Source organism: Hydrogenophaga palleronii NBRC 102513, from assembly GCF_001571225.1.
In the GTDB taxonomy this organism is placed as follows: Bacteria; Pseudomonadota; Gammaproteobacteria; order Burkholderiales; family Burkholderiaceae_C; genus Hydrogenophaga; species Hydrogenophaga palleronii.
Map to the genome: position 1 here is coordinate 106,962 of NZ_BCTJ01000007.1, position 19,115 is coordinate 126,076.

16 protein-coding genes and 1 pseudogene are annotated in these 19,115 nt (G+C 66.5%); 7 read left to right on the plus strand and 10 right to left on the minus strand.

Annotated features, from left to right (window positions below; genetic code table 11):
• Positions 1 to 4 precede the first annotated feature (4 nt).
• Complete coding sequence (locus HPA01S_RS07605) at positions 5 to 931, minus strand: LpxL/LpxP family acyltransferase (RefSeq protein WP_066268453.1); 927 nt, start codon at positions 929 to 931, stop codon at positions 5 to 7.
• The gene (locus tag HPA01S_RS07610; protein ID WP_066268538.1) at positions 931 to 1,782 is read right to left on the minus strand and encodes a lysophospholipid acyltransferase family protein; all 852 of its coding nucleotides are present in this window, start codon (positions 1,780 to 1,782) and stop codon (positions 931 to 933) included. Before HPA01S_RS07610 ends, HPA01S_RS07605 begins: the two co-directional genes overlap by 1 nt.
• A 168-nt stretch (positions 1,783 to 1,950) precedes the next feature.
• Here HPA01S_RS07610 and metK point away from each other — a divergent pair, with 168 nt between their 5' ends.
• The 3 genes from metK to HPA01S_RS07625 all read left to right on the plus strand — a co-directional run bounded on the left by metK (position 1,951) and on the right by HPA01S_RS07625 (position 6,361).
• Complete coding sequence (gene metK / locus HPA01S_RS07615; RefSeq protein ID WP_066268454.1) at positions 1,951 to 3,132, plus strand: methionine adenosyltransferase; 1,182 nt, start codon at positions 1,951 to 1,953, stop codon at positions 3,130 to 3,132.
• A gap of 295 nt (positions 3,133 to 3,427) precedes the next feature.
• Complete coding sequence (locus tag HPA01S_RS07620; protein ID WP_084360526.1) at positions 3,428 to 5,491, plus strand: PAS domain-containing sensor histidine kinase; 2,064 nt, start codon at positions 3,428 to 3,430, stop codon at positions 5,489 to 5,491.
• 51 nt (positions 5,492 to 5,542) lie between these two features.
• The gene (locus HPA01S_RS07625) at positions 5,543 to 6,361 is read left to right on the plus strand and encodes an SDR family oxidoreductase (RefSeq protein ID WP_245638594.1); all 819 of its coding nucleotides are present in this window, start codon (positions 5,543 to 5,545) and stop codon (positions 6,359 to 6,361) included.
• A gap of 51 nt (positions 6,362 to 6,412) precedes the next feature.
• On the opposite strand, the gene HPA01S_RS07630 is transcribed toward HPA01S_RS07625, so the two are convergent.
• The gene (locus HPA01S_RS07630) at positions 6,413 to 6,964 is read right to left on the minus strand and encodes an NADPH-dependent FMN reductase (protein ID WP_066268458.1); all 552 of its coding nucleotides are present in this window, start codon (positions 6,962 to 6,964) and stop codon (positions 6,413 to 6,415) included.
• Between the two features lie 433 nt (positions 6,965 to 7,397).
• Between HPA01S_RS07630 and HPA01S_RS07635 the strand changes: the two genes are divergently transcribed.
• The 3 genes from HPA01S_RS07635 (at position 7,398) to HPA01S_RS07645 (ending at position 10,282) form a co-directional block, all read left to right on the plus strand.
• Positions 7,398 to 7,691, plus strand: coding sequence for a co-chaperone GroES (locus HPA01S_RS07635; protein ID WP_066268460.1), 294 nt, complete (start codon positions 7,398 to 7,400; stop codon positions 7,689 to 7,691).
• A 34-nt stretch (positions 7,692 to 7,725) separates the two neighbouring features.
• A complete protein-coding gene (groL, locus tag HPA01S_RS07640; RefSeq protein ID WP_066268461.1) occupies positions 7,726 to 9,372 on the plus strand; it encodes a chaperonin GroEL in 1,647 nt (548 codons plus the stop codon).
• 229 nt (positions 9,373 to 9,601) lie between these two features.
• Positions 9,602 to 10,282: a GNAT family N-acetyltransferase gene (locus HPA01S_RS07645; RefSeq protein WP_066268462.1), complete on the plus strand. Its 681-nt coding sequence runs from the start codon at positions 9,602 to 9,604 to the stop codon at positions 10,280 to 10,282.
• Positions 10,283 to 10,312: 30 nt separating this feature from the next.
• Here HPA01S_RS07645 and tal read toward each other — a convergent pair whose 3' ends face one another.
• On the minus strand, positions 10,313 to 11,260 hold the full coding sequence (gene tal, locus HPA01S_RS07650; protein ID WP_066268464.1) for a transaldolase: 948 nt from the start codon (positions 11,258 to 11,260) through the stop codon (positions 10,313 to 10,315).
• 71 nt (positions 11,261 to 11,331) lie between these two features.
• On the opposite strand from tal, the gene HPA01S_RS07655 reads away from it, so the two are divergent.
• Positions 11,332 to 12,180 carry a MurR/RpiR family transcriptional regulator gene (locus HPA01S_RS07655; RefSeq protein WP_066268466.1) on the plus strand — a complete coding sequence of 283 codons (849 nt, stop codon included), beginning with the start codon at positions 11,332 to 11,334 and terminating at the stop codon, positions 12,178 to 12,180.
• A 29-nt stretch (positions 12,181 to 12,209) separates the two neighbouring features.
• Here the strand turns inward: HPA01S_RS07655 and HPA01S_RS07660 are convergent, their stop codons facing one another.
• From HPA01S_RS07660 to HPA01S_RS07685, 6 genes and pseudogenes are all read right to left on the minus strand, one after another.
• Complete coding sequence (locus HPA01S_RS07660) at positions 12,210 to 13,259, minus strand: ABC transporter ATP-binding protein (protein WP_066268468.1); 1,050 nt, start codon at positions 13,257 to 13,259, stop codon at positions 12,210 to 12,212.
• Positions 13,256 to 14,230, minus strand: coding sequence for an ABC transporter ATP-binding protein (locus tag HPA01S_RS07665; protein WP_066268469.1), 975 nt, complete (start codon positions 14,228 to 14,230; stop codon positions 13,256 to 13,258). The genes HPA01S_RS07660 and HPA01S_RS07665 overlap by 4 nt, the downstream gene beginning before the upstream one ends.
• Positions 14,231 to 14,238: 8 nt before the next feature.
• Positions 14,239 to 15,150: an ABC transporter permease gene (locus tag HPA01S_RS07670; RefSeq protein WP_066268470.1), complete on the minus strand. Its 912-nt coding sequence runs from the start codon at positions 15,148 to 15,150 to the stop codon at positions 14,239 to 14,241.
• A gap of 69 nt (positions 15,151 to 15,219) precedes the next feature.
• Positions 15,220 to 16,806 (minus strand): ABC transporter substrate-binding protein, encoded by a 1,587-nt coding sequence (locus tag HPA01S_RS07675; protein ID WP_066268471.1) that lies wholly within the window; start codon positions 16,804 to 16,806, stop codon positions 15,220 to 15,222.
• Complete coding sequence (locus HPA01S_RS07680; RefSeq protein WP_066268475.1) at positions 16,803 to 18,092, minus strand: M20 aminoacylase family protein; 1,290 nt, start codon at positions 18,090 to 18,092, stop codon at positions 16,803 to 16,805. The genes HPA01S_RS07675 and HPA01S_RS07680 overlap by 4 nt, the downstream gene beginning before the upstream one ends.
• Position 18,093: 1 nt before the next feature.
• Positions 18,094 to 19,074: pseudogene (locus HPA01S_RS07685) on the minus strand (ABC transporter permease).
• Positions 19,075 to 19,115: the final 41 nt, after the last annotated feature.

Below are 19,115 nucleotides of genomic sequence, written 5' to 3' on the forward strand. Positions count from 1 at the left end.
GGCGTCAGATGTCGGCGTAGAACGAGGCCTCACCCTCCGGCCGGGTCTTGAAGCGCTTGTGCACCCAGTAGTACTGCTGGGGCGCCTGGCGGATGTAGTCCTCCAGGTAGCGGTTCATGGTGGCCGTGTCGGCCTCCGGGTTGTCGGTGGGATAGTCGGGCCAGGGCGGCACCACCCGCACCTCGTACCCGTCGCGCGTCAGCCGGCTCAACACCGGCACCACGCGCGCGCGGCCCAGGCGCGCCAGGCGCGGCAGCGACATCAGCGTGGCGGTCTGCACGCCGAAGAAGGGCACGAAGGCGGCGTCGCGCATGCCGTGGTCCATGTCGGGCAGCAGGTACAGCGGCAGGCCCTGGCGCATGGCGGCCACCAGCGGTTTGATGCCCTGGCGCTTGCCCACCACATGCGGGTTGCCAAAACGCTGGCGCCCCTGGGCCATCCAGCGGTCCACGTCGGCATTGAGCTGCTCGGCGTAGAGGCCGCAGAAGCGCCGCTCCAGGTGCGCCGTGAGCGCGATCCAGCCCGCGTCCATGCCGACGAAGTGCGGCGCGAAGATCACCGTGGGTTCGTTGCCCGCGAGCGCATCCAGATCACCCGTGAGCGTCAGCCGCTGCTGCACGGTCTTGAGTGGCGCTTCCCACAACCAGCTGCGGTCCAGCCAGGCCTGGGCGAAGTGCACGAAATGCTGGCGCACCGCGCGGTCGCGCTCGGCGGTGCTGTGCTCGGGGAAACACAGGCCCCAGTTGATGCGCGCGATGCGCCGGCGCCGGCCCGCCACCAGATGCAGCACCTGCCCCAGCAGCCAGCCCAGGCCACGCACCCAGGACAGGGGCAGCGCCGCCAGCACGCGCATGAAGGCCACACCCAGCCGGTTGGCCAGGTTGCCACGCGGCAGGGCAGCGTCGTCGGGGTTGGGTGTGGAGGAAGACATCAGGGCGGGGGCGCGGCCGCTCGGCGTGGCGCCTTGTAACGGTCGTAGGACCACAGGTACTGGGGGGGGCATTCTCGCACCAGCGCTTCCATGGCCTTGTTGATCTGCAGCGCTGCCTGCGCCGGGTCGTCCGCCAGCGGCCCGCCGTTGAGTGGCTCGAACGGCCGCACATGCACCCGGTAACCCCGGCCCCAGCGCAGCCGTTCGCCCCAACTGAGCAGGATCTGCACACGCCCGGCCTGGGCCAGGCGTGCCGACAGGGTCATGGTGTAGGCCTCGCGGCCGAAGAAGGGCGACCACACGCCCAGGCCTTCGGGTGGCACCTGGTCTGGCAACAGGCCCACCGCCTGGCCGGCCTTGAGCGCCTTGATGAGCTGCTTCACGCCGGCCAGCGTGGTGGGCGCGGCGAACAGGCCCGGGCGCTGGCGCGCGCCGGCCACCAGATCACGCAGCCAGGGCTGGCGCGCCGGCCGGAACAACACGGTCATGGGGTTGGTGGCACCGAAACGCTGCGCATAAGCCTGGGCAGTGATCTCGAAGCAGCCGAGGTGCGGCGTCAGGAACAACACGCCCGCGCCCTGCCCCTGGCTGGCTTCGATGTGTTCGGCCCCGACCCACTGCACCGGCACCGGCCGGCCCAGCCACAGGCGCGGCAGCTCGGCCACGAGCTTGCCGGATTCACCCACCGAGGCCAGCGCCACGCGGCGCGGGTAACCGGCCTGCGCCGCGTGGGCAAACAGGCGCCGCCGGTAACGGCCGGACAGCGCAAAGCTCAACCAGCCCAGACACCAGCCCAGCGCATGCAGCACGGGCAAGGGCAACCAGCTCAGGACACGAAAGAGACAAAGGATCAGCAGGGCCACAGGCAGTAGGAATACAAGCGGTCACGCGGGCTTGATCTAGAATCCGCCCATCGCCGAGTTATGGAACTAATTGCGGGGCGATTCACAAATTCTGCTAAAGCGTTCGCCGAACTTGGACAGCCCGGCAACGCCGATCAACCTGTCTGGAGTTTATACATGGCGAACGATTTCCTTTTCACCTCCGAATCCGTCTCTGAAGGCCACCCCGACAAGGTCGCCGACCAGATCTCCGATGCCATCCTCGACGCGATCTTCGCGCAGGACCCGCTCTCGCGCGTCGCGGCCGAAACCCTGACCAACACCGGTCTGGTGGTGCTGGCCGGTGAAATCACCACCAACGCGCACGTCGACTACATCCAGGTCGCGCGCGACACCATCAAGCGAATCGGCTACGACAACACCGAGTACGGCATCGACTACAAGGGCTGCGCGGTCATGGTCTGCTACGACAAGCAGTCCAACGACATCGCCCAGGGCGTGGACCACGCCAGCGACGACCACCTGAACACCGGCGCCGGCGACCAGGGCCTGATGTTCGGCTACGCCTGCGACGAAACGCCCGAGCTGATGCCCGCGCCGATCTACTACGCGCACCGCCTCGTGGAGCGCCAGGCCCAGCTGCGCAAGGACGGCCGCCTGCCGTTCCTGCGCCCTGACGCCAAGAGCCAGGTCACCATGCGTTACGTGGACGGCAAGCCGCACAGCATCGACACCGTGGTGCTGTCCACCCAGCACCACCCCGACCAGAGCGAGTCGGCCACCAAGATGAAGGCCAGCTTCAACGAAGCCATCATCGAAGAGATCATCAAGCCGGTGCTGCCCAAGGAGTGGTTGAAGGACACCAAGTACCTGATCAACCCGACCGGCCGCTTCGTCATCGGCGGCCCGCAAGGCGATTGCGGCCTGACCGGGCGCAAGATCATCGTCGACACCTACGGCGGCGCCTGCCCGCACGGCGGTGGCGCCTTCTCGGGCAAGGACCCGTCCAAGGTCGACCGCTCGGCCGCCTACGCGGCGCGTTACGTGGCCAAGAACATCGTGGCCGCGGGCCTGGCGCGCCAATGCCAGATCCAGGTGGCGTACGCCATCGGCGTGGCACGCCCGATGAACATCACGGTCTACACCGAAGGCACGGGCGTCGTCAGCGACGAGAAGCTGTCTGCCCTGGTGGCCGAACACTTCGACCTGCGCCCCAAGGGCATCATCCAGATGCTGGACCTGCTGCGCCCGATCTACCAGAAGACCGCCGCCTACGGCCACTTCGGCCGCGAAGAACCCGAGTTCAGCTGGGAGCGGACAGATAAGGCTGCGGCACTGCGTGCCGCGGCCGGGCTGTAAGCCCGCTGCGCGTCAGCGCAGCACAGACACAACGGCGGGCTTGACCCGCCGTTGTGATTTTTGGCCGGTCGCATGTCCGGACCGACCAAGAGACCGTCGTGATCGGACCCTCATCAGGGCGGGGAAAGCACCAAAAATGTGCGGCACCCAAATGCAGGCTCGGCGCTTTTGAATGCGGCCGCTACACCACCGGTAGGTTTGACAGGGGCGGCGGTCTGAATTTTTCGTTCTGGCGTCCGATATGGGAGTACAAGCCATTTTTTGGCGTGCACGCAACGATCTGGAGCCTTGACCGATGGACACCCCTATCTGCCCCCCCGGGATGGAAACCTCTGCGCTGGATGTCGAGCATTTGCTCGCCCTGCGAACGCAGGAACTCCAGGCCGCGCTGGACAGCGCTCGGGCGCTATGCGATCAGGCGCCCTGCGGCCTGCTGACTTTTGACGCCCAGCTACGCTGCCTGCACATCAACCAGACCTTGCTGGGCTGGCTGGGCCGCAGCGAGGCGCCCACGCACCTGCACGAGCTGGTGGCCGCGGGCGCGCGCGAAGCCCTCACTGCCCATGTGGAGTCGCTGCACCAGAGCGGCCACAGCGAACCGCTCACGCTGGCGCTGCAAACCGCACACGGCCAAGCGCTGCGCGTGCAGCTGGCGTCAACCCCGGTGTTCAACGCCGAGGGCCAGTTCGTCAACGGCAACATGACGGTGACCCAGGCCGGGGACGCCGCGGCCAGCGAACACGAAGCCTCCACACCCGACAGCCTGCTGCGCGCCATCACCGACCGCATCCCGGCGCGCCTGGCCTACTACGACAAGAACCTGATCTGCCGCTTCGCCAACCAGGCCCACGCCTCGCGCTACGGCAAGACGCCGGCCGACATGGTGGGCTCGCCGCTGAGCCAGGTGGTGCGGCCGGACATCCTGCCCGACATCCTGCCGCGCGTGGCCCAGGCCCTGTCGGGCCAGTCCCAGACCTTCGAGGCCGAGCGCACCGCCCTCGACGGCTCGCGCAATTACTACGAGATCAACTACATCCCCGATCTGCAGAACGGTGCGGTCGAGGGCATCTTCATCGAACTGCACGAGATCACCGAGCGCCGCCGCACCGAAGAATTCGTGCTGCACGCCAACCGCGACCTGGAAGAACGGGTGCGCGAGCGCTCGGCCGAGCTGTTCGCCAGCGAGCAGCGCTACCGCCTGATGGTGGACGCGATCCAGGATTACTGCATTTACTTCGTGGACGAAAACGGCGGCATCACCGACTGGACCGAGAGCGCCCAGCGGCTGCACGGCCACACGCGCTCGCAGATCATGGGCCGCTCCTACGAGGTGCTGCTCTGTGGCGACAACGCGGGTGAAGACGAGGTCGACCCCGGCCAGGTGCTGCGCCTGGCCAAGGCGCACGGCCAATGGGAAACGCGCGGCTGGCGCCTGCGCGAAGACGGTTCGCGCTTCTGGGCCCACACCGTGCTGACCGCGCTGCGCAACGAAGCCGGCGACCTGCAAGGCCTGTCCAGCATCACGCGCGACATGACCGCGGCCAAGAGCCTGGAAGACGTCATGAACGACCTCAACCGCGAACTGGAAAAACGCGTGGCCGAACGCACGCAGCAGCTGGTGGCGGCCAACAAGGACCTGGACGTGTTCTCGCACATGGTCTCGCACGACCTGCGCGCGCCGCTGCGCCACATCGCCAGCTTCGTGAGCCTGCTGCAGGAGCAGATGGGCGAATCGGCGGACACGCTGGCGCTGCAGTACCAGAACTCCATCGCCAAGGCGTCCAAGCGCATGAGCCTGATGATCGAAGGCCTGCTCGAATACGCGCGCCTGGGCCGCGTCACGATCGAGTCGCAGCCGGTGCCCATGGGCCCGCTGGTGCAAGGCGTGATCGGGCACCTGCAACAGGAAAACCCGGACCGCCGCATCGAGTGGGTGATCGACAACGACCTGCCGGTGGTGCGCGGCGACGCCATGCTGCTGGCCCAGGCCCTGGGCAACCTGCTCGGCAACGCGGTCAAGTACACCCGTCCGCGCGACCCGGCACGCATCGAGATCGGCTGGAAGGTCAACCCGGTCGGTGGCCGCACCTTCTACATCGCCGACAACGGCGTCGGCTTCGACCTGGAAAAAGCCCACAACCTGTTTGTAATGTTCCAGCGCCAGCACCACTCGATGGACTTCGAAGGCATCGGCACGGGCCTGGCACTGTCGCAGCGCATCATCGAACGCCACGGCGGCCGCATCTGGTCCGAGACCGCGCTCGGCGAAGGCTGCACCTTCTACTTCACGCTGCCGTTCGACGCCATGGAGCCCGAGATGGCCTTCCCCGAGTCGTCGATGGCCGAACTCTCGGTCTGAGCCAGCCACATCCCCCGATAGTCCCCCGGGGGGCTGGCCGATAATCGCACGGTGAATCCCGCCGCCGCCCACACCACTCCCGCTGCCGCTCCCATCTCGCCCCTGTTCTCGCTGCAGGGACGGGTGGCGCTGGTGACCGGTGCCTCCCGCGGGCTTGGGCTGAGCATGGCGCAAGCCCTGGCCGCCCACGGTGCCACGGTCTGGCTTAACGGCCGCGATGCCGACACCCTGCAGGCAGCGGTGCAACAGACCGGCGCGGCCGGCCAGACCGGTGGTGGTTCGGCCCACGCCCTGCCCTTCGATGTCGCCGACGAAGCCGCGGCCAGTGCCGCGCTGGCGCACCTGATCGGCGAAAGCGGCCGGCTCGACATCCTGATCAACAACGTCGGCCAGCGCCGCCGCCAGCCATTTGACGCCTTGCCCGCCCAGGCACTGCGCGAGCTGCTCGAACACAACCTGCTGTCGGCCTGGCACCTGTGCCGCGAGGCCGCGCGCCCGATGCGTGCCCAAGGGTTCGGCCGCATCATCAATGTGACCTCCATCGCCGGACCGATCGCACGCGCCGGCGACGCTGCCTACACCACCAGCAAGGGCGCGCTGGAGGCGCTGACGCGCGCGCTGGCAGCCGAACTCGGCGGCCATGGCATCAACGTGAATGCCATCGCCCCGGGTTACTTCGCCACCGACACCAATGCCGGCATGGTGCAGGACCCTGCCACCAGCGCCTGGCTGCAACAGCGCAGCTCACTGGGCCGCTGGGGCCGGCCCGAAGAGATCGCCGGTGCGGCGGTGTTCCTGGCCTCGGACGCCGCGAGCTACGTCACCGGACACGTGCTGGCGGTCGACGGCGGCTACCTGGCGCACTTCTGACGCCAGCCGCGCACGCCAGGCCGCCGGCCCTGGCGACCACGGTGCGCGCTCTCAGGCGTTGAGGCGCCGCACCCAGGCCGCATAAGCGTCGACCCACTTCTGCACGAATTCCTTGCTGTCGGCACCGATGCCACCGTCAGCGCCGAACAGACCGTCCTTGGCCTGGATGAAGCCCTCAGGCTGGCCCAGCGTCGGCATGTCCAGATGCGCCAGCACATTGCGCAGGTGCTGCTGAGCCAGCGAGGTGCCGATGGCCCCCACCGAGACGCCCAGCACCCCGGCCGGTTTGCCCGCCCACGCACTCTTGCCATAAGGGCGCGAGGCGTGGTCGATGGCGTTTGTGAGCACACCGGGAATCGAGCGGTTGTATTCAGGGGTCACGAAGATCACGCCTTGCGAGGCGGCGATCTCGCCCTTGAGGCGTTGCACCGAAGCGGCCTGGGCCCCGTCGTCGTCCTGGTTGTACAGCGGCAGATCCCCGATCTCGACCAGCTTGAACGCAAAGTCTTTGGGTGCCAGGGGCACCAGCGCCTGTGCCAGCTTGCGGTTGAACGAATCGCGGCGCAGGCTGCCCACGACGACGGCGATCTGGAATGCACTCATGTCGAATCCTTCTGTGGTGTTGTCTAGGGGGGGTGATGGAACCGGTCTGCACGGGCTCTGCCCATGTCCGGTGCAGGTTACAGGTTTGGCGCCCGCGCCGTCATCGCCAGTGCCATGCCACGGCGGCGCGTGGGGACACCGCCCGGCCACCGTCAACGCACCGTCATGTGCACGTGAGTGAATGTGGGCCGAGCCGCTGCGCGTGCCGCAGCGGATGTCTGGCGCGGCATGGACGAAAGTCTGCTGGCGCTGTCCGCAGACACATAAAAACACCCTCTCGCCTTGAAAAGGCCCCCTTCGGCCCTTATCATTAGCACTCGCTGGGGTTGAGTGCTAACACCACCCGCCCCCAAGTCGATCAGCGGCAAGCCCCACCCAGACGGGCAGGGTCTGCCGCCCTGAACAACCATCCTTTCCATACCCAGGAGATGCAATGAACCTTCGTCCTCTCGCCGATCGCGTGATCGTCAAGCGCATTGACAGCGAAACCAAGACCGCCTCCGGCATCGTCATCCCCGACGCCGCCGCCGAAAAGCCTGACCAAGGCGAAGTCCTGGCGGTCGGTCCCGGCAAGAAAAACGACAAGGGCGAACTGTCCGCCATGAACGTCAAGGTCGGTGACCGCGTTCTGTTCGGCAAGTACAGCGGCCAGACCGTCAAGGTCGCTGGCGACGAGCTGCTGGTCATGAAGGAAGACGACCTGTTCGCGGTTGTCGAATCCAAGTAATCACCGATCCACCTGAATTTTCCGGAGAAACAACATGGCAGCAAAAGACGTCATTTTCGGCGGTGAAGCCCGCGCACGCATGGTCGAAGGCGTGAACATCCTGGCCAACGCGGTCAAGGTCACCCTGGGCCCCAAGGGTCGCAACGTGGTGCTCGAGCGCTCGTTCGGCGCCCCTACCGTGACCAAGGACGGTGTGTCCGTGGCCAAGGAAATCGAACTCAAGGACAAGCTCCAGAACATGGGCGCCCAGATGGTCAAGGAAGTCGCTTCCAAGACCTCGGACAACGCCGGTGACGGCACCACCACCGCCACCGTGCTGGCACAGGCCATCGTGCGCGAAGGCATGAAGTACGTGGCCGCCGGCATGAACCCGATGGACCTCAAGCGCGGTATCGACCGTGCCGTGGAAGCCCTGATCGCCGAGCTGAAGAAGGCCTCCAAGGCCACCACCACCAGCAAGGAAATCGCTCAAGTCGGTTCCATCTCCGCCAACAGCGACACCTCCATCGGCGAAATCATCGCCAACGCGATGGACAAGGTCGGCAAGGAAGGCGTGATCACCGTGGAAGACGGCAAGTCGCTGCAGAACGAGCTCGACGTCGTCGAAGGCATGCAGTTTGACCGCGGTTACCTGTCGCCCTACTTCATCAACAACCCGGAAAAGCAATCGGCGCTGCTGGACAACCCCTTCGTGCTGCTGTACGACAAGAAGGTTTCCAACATCCGTGACCTGCTGCCCACGCTGGAGCAAGTCGCCAAGGCCGGCCGTCCGCTGCTGATCATTGCCGAAGACGTCGAGGGCGAAGCCCTGGCGACGCTGGTGGTCAACACCATCCGCGGCATCCTGAAGGTCGTGGCCGTGAAGGCACCTGGCTTCGGCGACCGCCGCAAGGCCATGCTGGAAGACATCGCCATCCTGACGGGCGGCAAGGTCATCGCTGAAGAAGTCGGCCTGACGCTCGAGAAGGTGACCCTGGCCGACCTGGGCCAGGCCAAGCGCGTGGAAATCGGCAAGGAAAACACCACCATCATCGACGGCGCCGGCGCTGCTGCTGACATCGAAGCCCGCGTGAAGCAAGTGCGCGTGCAGATCGAAGAAGCCACCAGCGACTACGACCGCGAAAAGCTGCAAGAGCGCGTGGCCAAGCTGGCCGGCGGCGTGGCCGTGATCAAGGTGGGCGCTGCCACCGAAGTCGAAATGAAGGAAAAGAAGGCCCGCGTGGAAGACGCCCTGCACGCCACGCGCGCTGCGGTGGAAGAAGGCATCGTGGCCGGTGGTGGCGTGGCCCTGCTGCGCGCACGCCAAGCCGCTGGTGACATCAAGGGCGACAACGCCGACCAGGACGCCGGTATCAAGCTGGTGCTCAAGGCCATCGAAGCGCCCCTGCGCGAAATCGTGGCCAACGCCGGTGGCGAGCCGTCGGTGGTGGTCAACGCCATCCTGGCCGGCAAGGGCAACTACGGCTTCAACGCTGCCAACGACACCTACGGCGACATGATCGAAATGGGTATCCTGGACCCGACGAAGGTGACCCGCACCGCGCTGCAAAACGCCGCATCGGTCTCCAGCCTGATGCTGACGACCGAAGCCATGGTTGCCGAGTCCCCGAAGGACGACGCACCTGCCATGCCGGGTGGCGGCATGGGTGACATGGGTGGCATGGGTGGCATGGGCATGTAATTGCCCGGCGTTCAGGCCTGAGGACTGCGGTCCTCATCCCGACCCCAAAACCCTGCCGGGCAACCGGCAGGGTTTTTTTACGTCCTCCGGCTCCGCAGGCGCGTGGCGTGGCTGCCTCGCGTGTACCCTGCGAAGTCCGCAGTCCAAAGATGTGAACCAGGCCAGCAGAACTTCCCTGGCTCGCATCGATCTGGCATGCAGACACGTCCCGATCCCCAACGTCCTGATCATGCAAACCGCCAACCGCTCACTTGCACCGCATGAGGTCATCGCACCGATTGCACCAGGCGTGCCGCGGATGTTGACGACACGCACCCTGCAAGAGGCAGACCGCAGGGCCTTCGTCCGCGTGATGAGCGCCGCCTTCGCACAGGACCCACTGTTCCTGGACCTTTTTGGCGAAGACCACCGCCAGCCGATGGCCGCGCACTGGCGCGCGGTGTTTTTTGCCTACCTGTTCGACCGCAGCCGCATCGCCGGCCACTGCCTGCTCGGCATCTTTGACGCTCATGGCTCGCTGCTGGCGGCCTGTGTGCTGGAAGACTCGGCGCGCCGCGGGCCGGTGCTGAGCCTGGCGTGGCGGGCGCTGCGCCTGCTGCCCCGCCTGCCCTGGCGCAGCATGCGCCTGCTCAATGCCTACATTCGCCGCACGCGCCATGCGGCACCCACCTCGCACCACCACTACCTGACGATGGTCGGCACGCTGCCCGAGCGCCAGGGCCAGGGCATCGGCACCCGGTTGATGCACGGCCTGATCGATGCGGCACGCCTGAGCGGGAACATGCAGGCCATTGCGCTGGACACCGAAAACGCCGCCAACGTGCCGCGCTACGAGAAGCTGGGTTTTCGGGTCAGCCAGCGGCTGCGCGTGAGCGAGACCGACGTGTACTGCATGCTGCTGACGCTGTAAGGCCCGGGATGCCACCCGGCCGCGACAGGCTCAGGCGGCCTGGGTCAGCGCTTCGAGCTTGATGGTGTCGGCCACAAAGGCGCGGATGCCTTCGGACAGCTTGTCGGTCGCCATCGCGTCTTCGTTGAGCGCGAAGCGGAAGCTGGCTTCGTCGTGGGTCTCGAACGGAATGTCCAGCGACTGCGCTGCGGCAACATCCAGCGCGCGGTTCAGCGGCGCGTCGCTGGCCGCCAGCTGGGCCAGCAGCTCGGGGCTGATGGTCAGCAGGTCACAACCAGCCAGCGCCGTGATCTGGCCCACGTTGCGGAAGCTCGCGCCCATCACTTCGGTGTGGATGCCGTGCTTCTTGTAGAACTCGTAGATGCGGCGCACCGAACGCACGCCGGGGTCGTTCGCGCCGGCCATGGCGGCTTCGTCCCAGTTCGCACCGGCGTTCTTCTTGTACCAGTCGTAGATGCGGCCCACGAAGGGCGAGATCAGCTGCACCTTGGCCTGGCCGCAGGCGACCGCCTGGGCGAAAGAGAACAACAAGGTGAGGTTGGTGTGGATGCCCTCGCGCTCCAGGCGCGCCGCGGCCTGGATGCCCTCCCAGGTGGAGGCGATCTTGATCAGCACGCGGTCGATGTGCACGCCTTCGCCCTGGTAGAGCTCGACGATGCGGCGCGCGCGGGTGACGGTGGCTTCGGTGTCGAAGCTCAGGCGCGCATCGACCTCGGTCGATACCCGGCCAGGAATCAGCCCCAGGATCTCGCAACCGAAACGCACCAGCAGCCGGTTGGTCACCTCGTCCAGCCCTTGCGCGCCGTAGCGGGCGACCGCGTCTTTCAACAGGTGCGCGTACTCGGGCTTCTGCACCGCCTTGAGGATCAGCGAGGGGTTGGTGGTCGCGTCCTGCGGGGCGTAGGCTGCGAGCTGCTTGAAATCACCCGTGTCGGCCACGACGGTGGTGAACTGTTTGAGGGCATCGAGTTGGTTCATGCCCGGATTATCCGACAGATCGTGTAATAAAATTTCATTCTTCGTCACGCCGATGTAACCTGGTACCCAGCATGCTCGACCGGATCAAAGCCTCCCTGCCTTCACTGGCCCCCGCCGAACAACGGGTGGCCAAGCTCGTTCTGCTGGACCCGCGCACCTTCGCCAGCCTGCCGGTGACCGAACTCGCCGAACGTGCTCACGTGAGCAAGCCGACCGTGGTGCGTTTCTGCCGCAGCATGGGTTACGACGGCCTGTCGGATTTCAAGCTCAAGCTCGCCGGCACGGTGAGCGAGGGTGTGCCCTTCATCCACCGCAGCGTGGACGTGGACGACAAGACTGGCGACGTGCTGGTGAAGGTGATCGACAACACGGTGGCGGCGTTCCTCAAGTACCGCAACGACGCCTCCAGCCACGCGATCGAAAAGGCGGTGGACGCGCTGGTGGCGACTTACCAGAACCGCGGCCGCATCGAGTTCTACGGTGCCGGCAACTCGGGCATCGTGGCGCAGGACGCGCAACACAAGTTCTTCCGCCTGGGCATCAACGCCATCGCCTACAGCGACGGCCACATGCAGGTGATGAGCGCCTCGCTGCTGGGCCCGGGCGACTGCCTGGTGATCATCTCCAACTCGGGCCGCACACGCGACCTGATGGACGCGGCCGACATCGCCCGCAAGCACGGCGCGACCGTGATTGTCATCACCACCAGCGGCTCACCGCTGGCGCAACTCGGCCACATCCACCTCTCGGCCGACCACCCCGAGGGCTACGACCGCTACAGCCCCATGACCTCGCGCCTGATGCACCTGATGGTGATCGACGTGGTGGCCACCTGCCTGGCACTGCGCATCGGCGGCACCAAGCTGCAGCCGCTGCTCAAGGAGATGAAGAACAACTTGCGGAGCAAGCGGTATACGTGACCGTGCGCGTTGCGCACAGGTCACGCCCCCTAGATCCTGCCCTCTTCCACCGCATGGCACGCAATGCGGATGCCACCCAGCTGCAGCAGCTGCGGGCGCTCGCTGCGGCAGCGTTCGTTGGCATGCGGGCAACGCGGGTTGAAGGCGCAGCCGCTCGGGGGGTTGAGCGGGTTGGGCACTTCGCCCGACACCGGCGTGCGCGCGCGGCCGGTGTCGTGCATCTTCGGGATCGCGTCGAGCAGCATGCGCGTGTAGGGGTGGCGCGGCTGGTCGAACAGCGTGTGTTTGGGTGCGAGTTCGACCAGGCGGCCGAGGTACATCACGCCGACCTGGTCGCTCACGTGGCGCACCACGGCCAGGTTGTGGCTGATGAAGAGGTAAGTCAGACCGCGCTCGCGCTGCAGGTCTTTCATGATGTTGAGCACCTGGGCCTGCACGCTTACATCCAGCGCCGAGGTGGGTTCGTCGCACACCAGGAACTCGGGCTGCGTGGCCAGGGCGCGCGCGATCGAGATGCGCTGGCGCTGGCCGCCCGAGAACTGGTGCGGGTACTTCACGCGGTCCAGCGGCGACAGGCCGACCGACTGCAGCAGCTCGTCGACCCGCGCGCGCAAGGCGGCCGGCTGGCTTTCGATGCCGTGCTCGCGCAGCGGCTCGGCAATGATGTCTTCCACACGCCAGCGCGGGTTCAGGCTGGCGTACGGGTCCTGGAAGATCATCTGGATGCGCCGGCGCAGCTGGCGGCCTTCAGGGGTCTTGAAGGCGGCGTGCGCGTCCTGCCCGTCGAACTCAAAGCCGCCGCGTGTGGGTTCGTAGAGGCCCACCAGCAGGCGTGCCACCGTGCTCTTGCCACAACCCGACTCGCCCACCAGGGCCAGCGTCTGGCCGCGCGGGATGTCGAAGGACACGCCATCGACGGCGCGCAGCAGCTGGCGCGGCTGGCGTTCGAGCACGCGGTTGAGCCAGGGGGCGGAGACGTCGAAGGTCTTGGCGAGATCGGTTGCGCGCACCAGCGGTGCGGCGTCGCTCCCGGCGGCGGAAGCGGCAGTCACGGCGGGGTCCATCATGTCTGCGCTCATGCCGGCACTCCTGACTGGGCGTGCAGCCAGCAGGCCGCGCGTGTGGCGCCGGCCGGCAGCAGTTCGGGCCGCTCCACGTGGCAGCGGTCGAACACCTTCTCGCAGCGCGGGTTGTAGGCGCAGCCCTTCGGGATGGCGTTGAGCCGCGGCATGGCGCCGTCGATCTGGTGCAGGCGCTCGCGCTCCTGGCTCATGTCGGGGATGCAGGCCATGAGGCCCGCGGTGTAGGGATGCGCCGGGTGGTTGATGACTTCGTGCACCGGGCCGATCTCGGCGATGCGCCCGGCGTACATCACGGCCACGCGGTCGCAGGTTTCGGCGATCACGCCCATGTCATGGGTGATCAGCATCACCGCCGCGCCACGCTGCTTGCAGATGCTCTTGAGCAGGGTGATGATCTGCGCCTGGATCGACACGTCGAGCGCGGTGGTCGGTTCGTCGGCCACGATGAGCTGCGGCTCTGCCGCCAGCGCGAGCGCGATCACCACGCGCTGGCGCATGCCGCCGGAGAACTGGTGCGGAAAGTGGTCGATGCGCTGCTCGGCCGCCGGGATGCCGGTGTCTTTCAGCAGATCGATGGCGCGCTTGCGCGCCTCCGCATGGCTGACCGGCAGGTGGGTGGTGATGGTCTCGATCAGCTGGCGGCCCACCGAGTACAACGGGTTGAGCGAGGTCAGCGGGTCCTGGAAGATGGCACCGATCTGGCGCCCGCGCACCTTGCGCATCTGCTCGTTGGGCAGGTTGTCGATGCGTTTGCCGTGCAGCAGGATCTCGCCCGAGGCCACGCGGCCCGGCGGCTCGAGCAGGCCGATGATGGACGCGCCGGTGAGCGACTTGCCCGCGCCGGACTCGCCCACCACGCCCAGGATTTCACCGGGGGCGATGTCGAAAGAGATGTCGTCCAGCGCACGCAGCGTGCCGCGGCGGCCAGGGAATTCGACGACCAGGTTTTTGACTTGAAGCAGGCTCATCGGGTGTCTCAGCGCAAGCGGGGGTTGAGCGCGTCGCGCAGCCAGTCGCCGAGCAGGTTCACGCTGAGGGCGATCAGCACCAGCATGGCGCCCGGGAAGATGGTGATCCACCATTCGCCGGAGAACAGGTAGTCGTTGCCGACGCGGATCAGCGTGCCCAGCGAGGGCGAGGTGGGCGGTGCGCCCACGCCCAGGAAGGACAGCGTGGCCTCGGTGATGATGGCCGTGGCCACCTGGATCGTGGCCAGCACCATCACCGGGCCCATGACGTTGGGCAGCACGTGGCTGCGCATGATGCGCAGCGGCGCCACGCCGGTGACGCGCGCGGCCTGCACGTATTCCTTGTTGCGCTCCACCAGGGTGGAGCCGCGCACGGTGCGCGCGTACTGCACCCAGCCGGTGAGCGTGATGGAGATGATGAGCACGCCGAAGGCCAGCGCCTCGTGCGCGTTGGGGAACAGGGCGCGGCCCACGCCGGCGATCAGCAGCGCGATCAGGATGGGTGGGAAGGACAGCATCACGTCGCACACCCGCATCAGCACACCGTCGACCCAGCCACCCAGGAAGCCGGCCAGCAGGCCGAAGCTGACACCGATCACCACCGACAGCAGCACCGAGGCCAGGCCCACCGCGAGCGAGATGCGCGCACCGTACATCAGGGCCGAGAGGATGTCGCGCCCCTGGTCGTCGGTGCCGAGCAGGAACTCGCGCGAGCCCTCGGCGCTCCAGGCCGGCGGCAGGCGGGCGTTGGAGAGTTCGAGCGTGGCGAGGTCAAACGGGTTGTGCGGCGCCACCCAGGGCGCGAACACCGCGCCGAACACGCAGATGAGCGCGATCACCGCCGCCACGATGGCGGTGGGCGAGGTTCTGAAACTGTGGCCGACATCGCTGTCGAGCCCTCTTTTGATGAGGCTGATCACGTGGGGAGACCTGGTTGTATGCGCCACCACCGCCGGGCCCGGAGGCGCGCGGCGGTGTGCGGTGCCGGCTTATTTCGCCGGTTTCACCGACATGTAGCGGAAGGGCATGAAGTTGTCGGCCAGTTGCACCAGCTCGACGTTGTTGCCCACGCCCCAGGCCAGCGCTTGCTGGTGCAGCGGCAGGTGGCCGACGTCGTCGTTGTGGATCTGGAAGGCTTCCTTGATCAGCGCGTCGCGCTTGGCCTTGTCGGTCTCGGACTGGACCTTCAGGGTCAGCTCGTCGACCTTCGGGTTGCAGTAGGCACCCAGGTTGAACTGGCCACTGCCTTTGTCATCGACGCAGCGCATCAGGGCGTTCAAGGCGTTGTGCGAGTCGTAGGTGCCCGGCGTCCAGCCCAGCATGTAGAGGCTGGTGTCGCGACGCAGGATCTTGGGGAAGTAGGTGCCCTTGGTTTCGGCCTGCAGGTTGATCTTCACGCCGATGCGGGCCAGGTTGGCGGCCACCGCCTGGCAGATGTTGCCGTCGTTCACGTAGCGGTCGTTGGGGCAGTTCATCGCCACTTCGAAGCCATTCGGATACCCCGCCTCGGCCAGCAGCTTCTTGGCGCCGTCCGGGTCGTAGGGCAGGCGCTTGTCGAGTGCAGCGTCAAAACCGTTGATGCCGGGGCCGACCATCAGCCCCGTCGGCCGCGAGGCGCCGCGCATCACGGTGCGCTGGATGCCGTTGATGTCGATGGCCTGGTAGAACGCCTGGCGCACGCGCTTGTCCTTGAACGGGTTCTTGCCCTTCACGTTCGAGTACAGCAGTTCGTCGCGCTTCTGGTCCATGCCCAGGAAGATGGTGCGCAGCTCGGGGCCCTGCATCACCTTGCTCTTGCCGCTGGCGTTGATGCGCGCCACGTCCTGCAGCGGCACCGGTTCGATCACGTCCACCTGGCCCGAGAGCAGCGCGGCCACGCGCGTGGAATCGTTGCCGATCGGCGTGTACTCCACGTTGACCACGTTGCCTTCGATCTTGCCCCAGTAGTTGCCGTTGCGCACGAAGCTGGTCTTGATGTTGGGCTGGCGCTCGCGCAGGCGGAACGGGCCGGTGCCGTTGGCGCGGAACGAGGCCGCGTTTTCGATGCCCTTGCGGCGGTCCACCGGCCGCAGCGCCTGGTTGTCCTCGGCCCACTTCTTGTTCATGATGAACAGCAGCGAGAGCACGTCGGGCAGGATGGGAAACGGGCCCTTGGTTTCGATGTCGACCGTGAAGTCGTTGACCTTGCGCACTTCCTTCACGTCGTTGGTGTAGCTCATCATGTCCGAGCCCTCGCCCGAGGCGCGGGCAAAGGTGAACAGCACGTCGTCGGCGGTGAAGGGCGCACCGTCGTGGAATTTGACGCCCTTGCGCAGCTCGAAGCGCCACACGCTGGGCGAGGTCTGTTTCCAGCTGGTGGCCAGGCCAGGCACGAGGTTCAGGTTGCGGTCGCGCGCCACCAGCGGCTCATAGACGTTGTTGGTCACGCTGAGCTGCAGCGATTCGTTGAGCGAATGCGGGTCCATCGACAGGGCATCACCCTGGTTGCCGATGCGGATCGTCTGGGCCGACGCCACCCCCATGGCAGCCATCGCGGTCGTGGCCAGTGCGGCTGCCAGTGTTTTCCTGAAGTTCATGCTTCGCTCCTTGTTGCGTTTGTTGTGTTGGCGGAATGGGTTCTTGCGACCGGTTGGGCTTCGTCTGCCAAGGGCAGGCCGTGCTCCACCAGGCCCGCGTGCAGGGCCGCACCGAGCGGCAGCACCTCGTCGTTGAAGTCGTAGCGGCTGTTGTGCAGAAAGCAACTGCCCACGCCGTTCTCGGCGCCCTGCCCCAGGCGCAGGTAGGCGCCGGGTTTGACCTGCAACATGAATGAAAAATCCTCGGCCCCCATGCTCGGGTCCATATCGCGGTCCACGTGTTCGTGGCCCACCAGCTTCTGCGCCACGTCGGCCGCGAAGCGCGCTTCGTCGCGCGTGTTGATGGTGGCCGGGTAGATACGTTCGTAGTTCACGTGGGCGGTGGCCCCCAGGCCCAACGCCACACCCAGGCAGACCTCCTGGATGCGTTTCTCCACCATGGCCTGCACTTCGGCGTTGAAGGTGCGCACGGTGCCGACCAGGGTGGCCTTGCCCGGCATCACACTGAAGGCGCCCATGTCGCCGGCCTGCATGGCGCACACGCTGATGACCGCGCTGTCGATGGCGCGCACATTGCGCGAGACGATGCTTTGCAGCGCCGTGATGATGTGGGCAGAAACCAGCACCGGGTCAATCGTCTGGTAGGGGTGCGCGCCGTGGCCGCCCTTGCCGGTGATCTCGATGGTGATGCGGTCGGCCGAGGCCATCATGGGGCCCGGGTTCACGCCCACCATACCGGGGCGCATCTGCGGCCAGTTGTGCATGGCGTAGACCGAGTCCACCGGAAATCGATCGAACAGGCCGTCTTCGATCATGGCCTTGGCACCGGCAAAACCTTCTTCGCCGGGCTGGAAGATCAGCACCGCCGTGCCGTTGAAGTGGCGCGTCTCGGCGAGGTAACGCGCCGCGCCCACCAGCATGGCGGTATGGCCGTCGTGGCCGCAGCCGTGCATCATGCCGGGCCGTGCAGAGCGCCAGGCAAAGTCGTTGTGCTCGGTCATGGGCAGCGCGTCCATGTCGGCGCGCAGGCCGATCAAACGGCCGCTGTCCTGGCGGCGGCCGCGGATCACGGCCACCACACCGGTCTTGCCGATGCCGGTGTGGATCTCGTCCACACCACACACCTTCAGCGACTCGACCACGCGCTGCGCGGTGTAGTGCTCTTCGAAGCCGATCTCCGGGTGGGCGTGCAGGTCGCGGCGCAAGGCCGTTAGCTCGGGGTGGAAGGCCGCGATGTGCGCGAAGGCGCGGCCATGGGCCCGGATGCGCGACGCAGAAGAACTCATCTCAGTGGCCTCCCGCCTTTTCCACGCGAAGGCGCGGATCAACCGCGAAGTACAGCAGATCAACCACCAGGTTGATCACCACGAAGATCAGCGCGATCAGGCACAGGTAGGCCGCCATCACCGGGATGTCGGCAAAGGTCACGGCCTGGATGAACAGCAGGCCCATGCCGGGCCACTGGAACACGGTCTCGGTGATGATGGCAAAGGCAATCAGGCCACCGAGCTGCAGGCCGGTGATGGTCATCACCGGCACCAGGGTGTTCTTCAGCGCGTGGCCAAAGTGCACGGCGCGGTCGCTCAGGCCGCGGGCGCGGGCGAACTTGATGTAGTCGGTGCGCAGCACCTCGAGCATTTCGGCGCGCACCAGCCGCATGATGAGCGTGAGCTGGAAGATCGCCAGCGTGATCGCCGGCAGGGTGATGTGGTGCCAGCCCTTGGCGCTGAGCAGGCCGGTGGACCACCAGCCGATCTGCGTCACCTCACCGCGGCCGAAGCTCGGGAACCAGCCCAGCGTGACGGCAAACACGAGGATCAGCAGGATGCCGATCAGGAACGTGGGCAGCGACACGCCCAGCAGCGAGACCGTCATGAACACCTGGCTCATGAAGCTGCCGCGCTTGAGCGCCGCGTACACGCCCATCGGGATGCCGACTGCCAACGCCAGCACGGCGGCAACCAGGGCCAGCTCGATGGTGGCCGGCAGGCGCTCGCCAATCAGGCGCGACACCTTGGCACCCTGCCGCAACGACAGGCCGAACTCGCCCTACGCCGCGTTGACCAGGAAGTGGCCGAACTGCACGATGAAGGGTTGATCCAGGCCCAGGTCGGCGCGCAGCTCGCGGATCTGCTCGGGCGTGGCGTCCTGCCCCAGCAGGAAGACGACCGGGTCGCCCACATACTGGAACAGCATGAAGGAGATCAGTGCCACGCTGACCATGACGACAACGGCCTGCGCCAGTCGCCGAAGAATGAATGCAAACATCGTGTGAAAAATGAAGAGAGGGTCGCCCCATGCGGTGCACG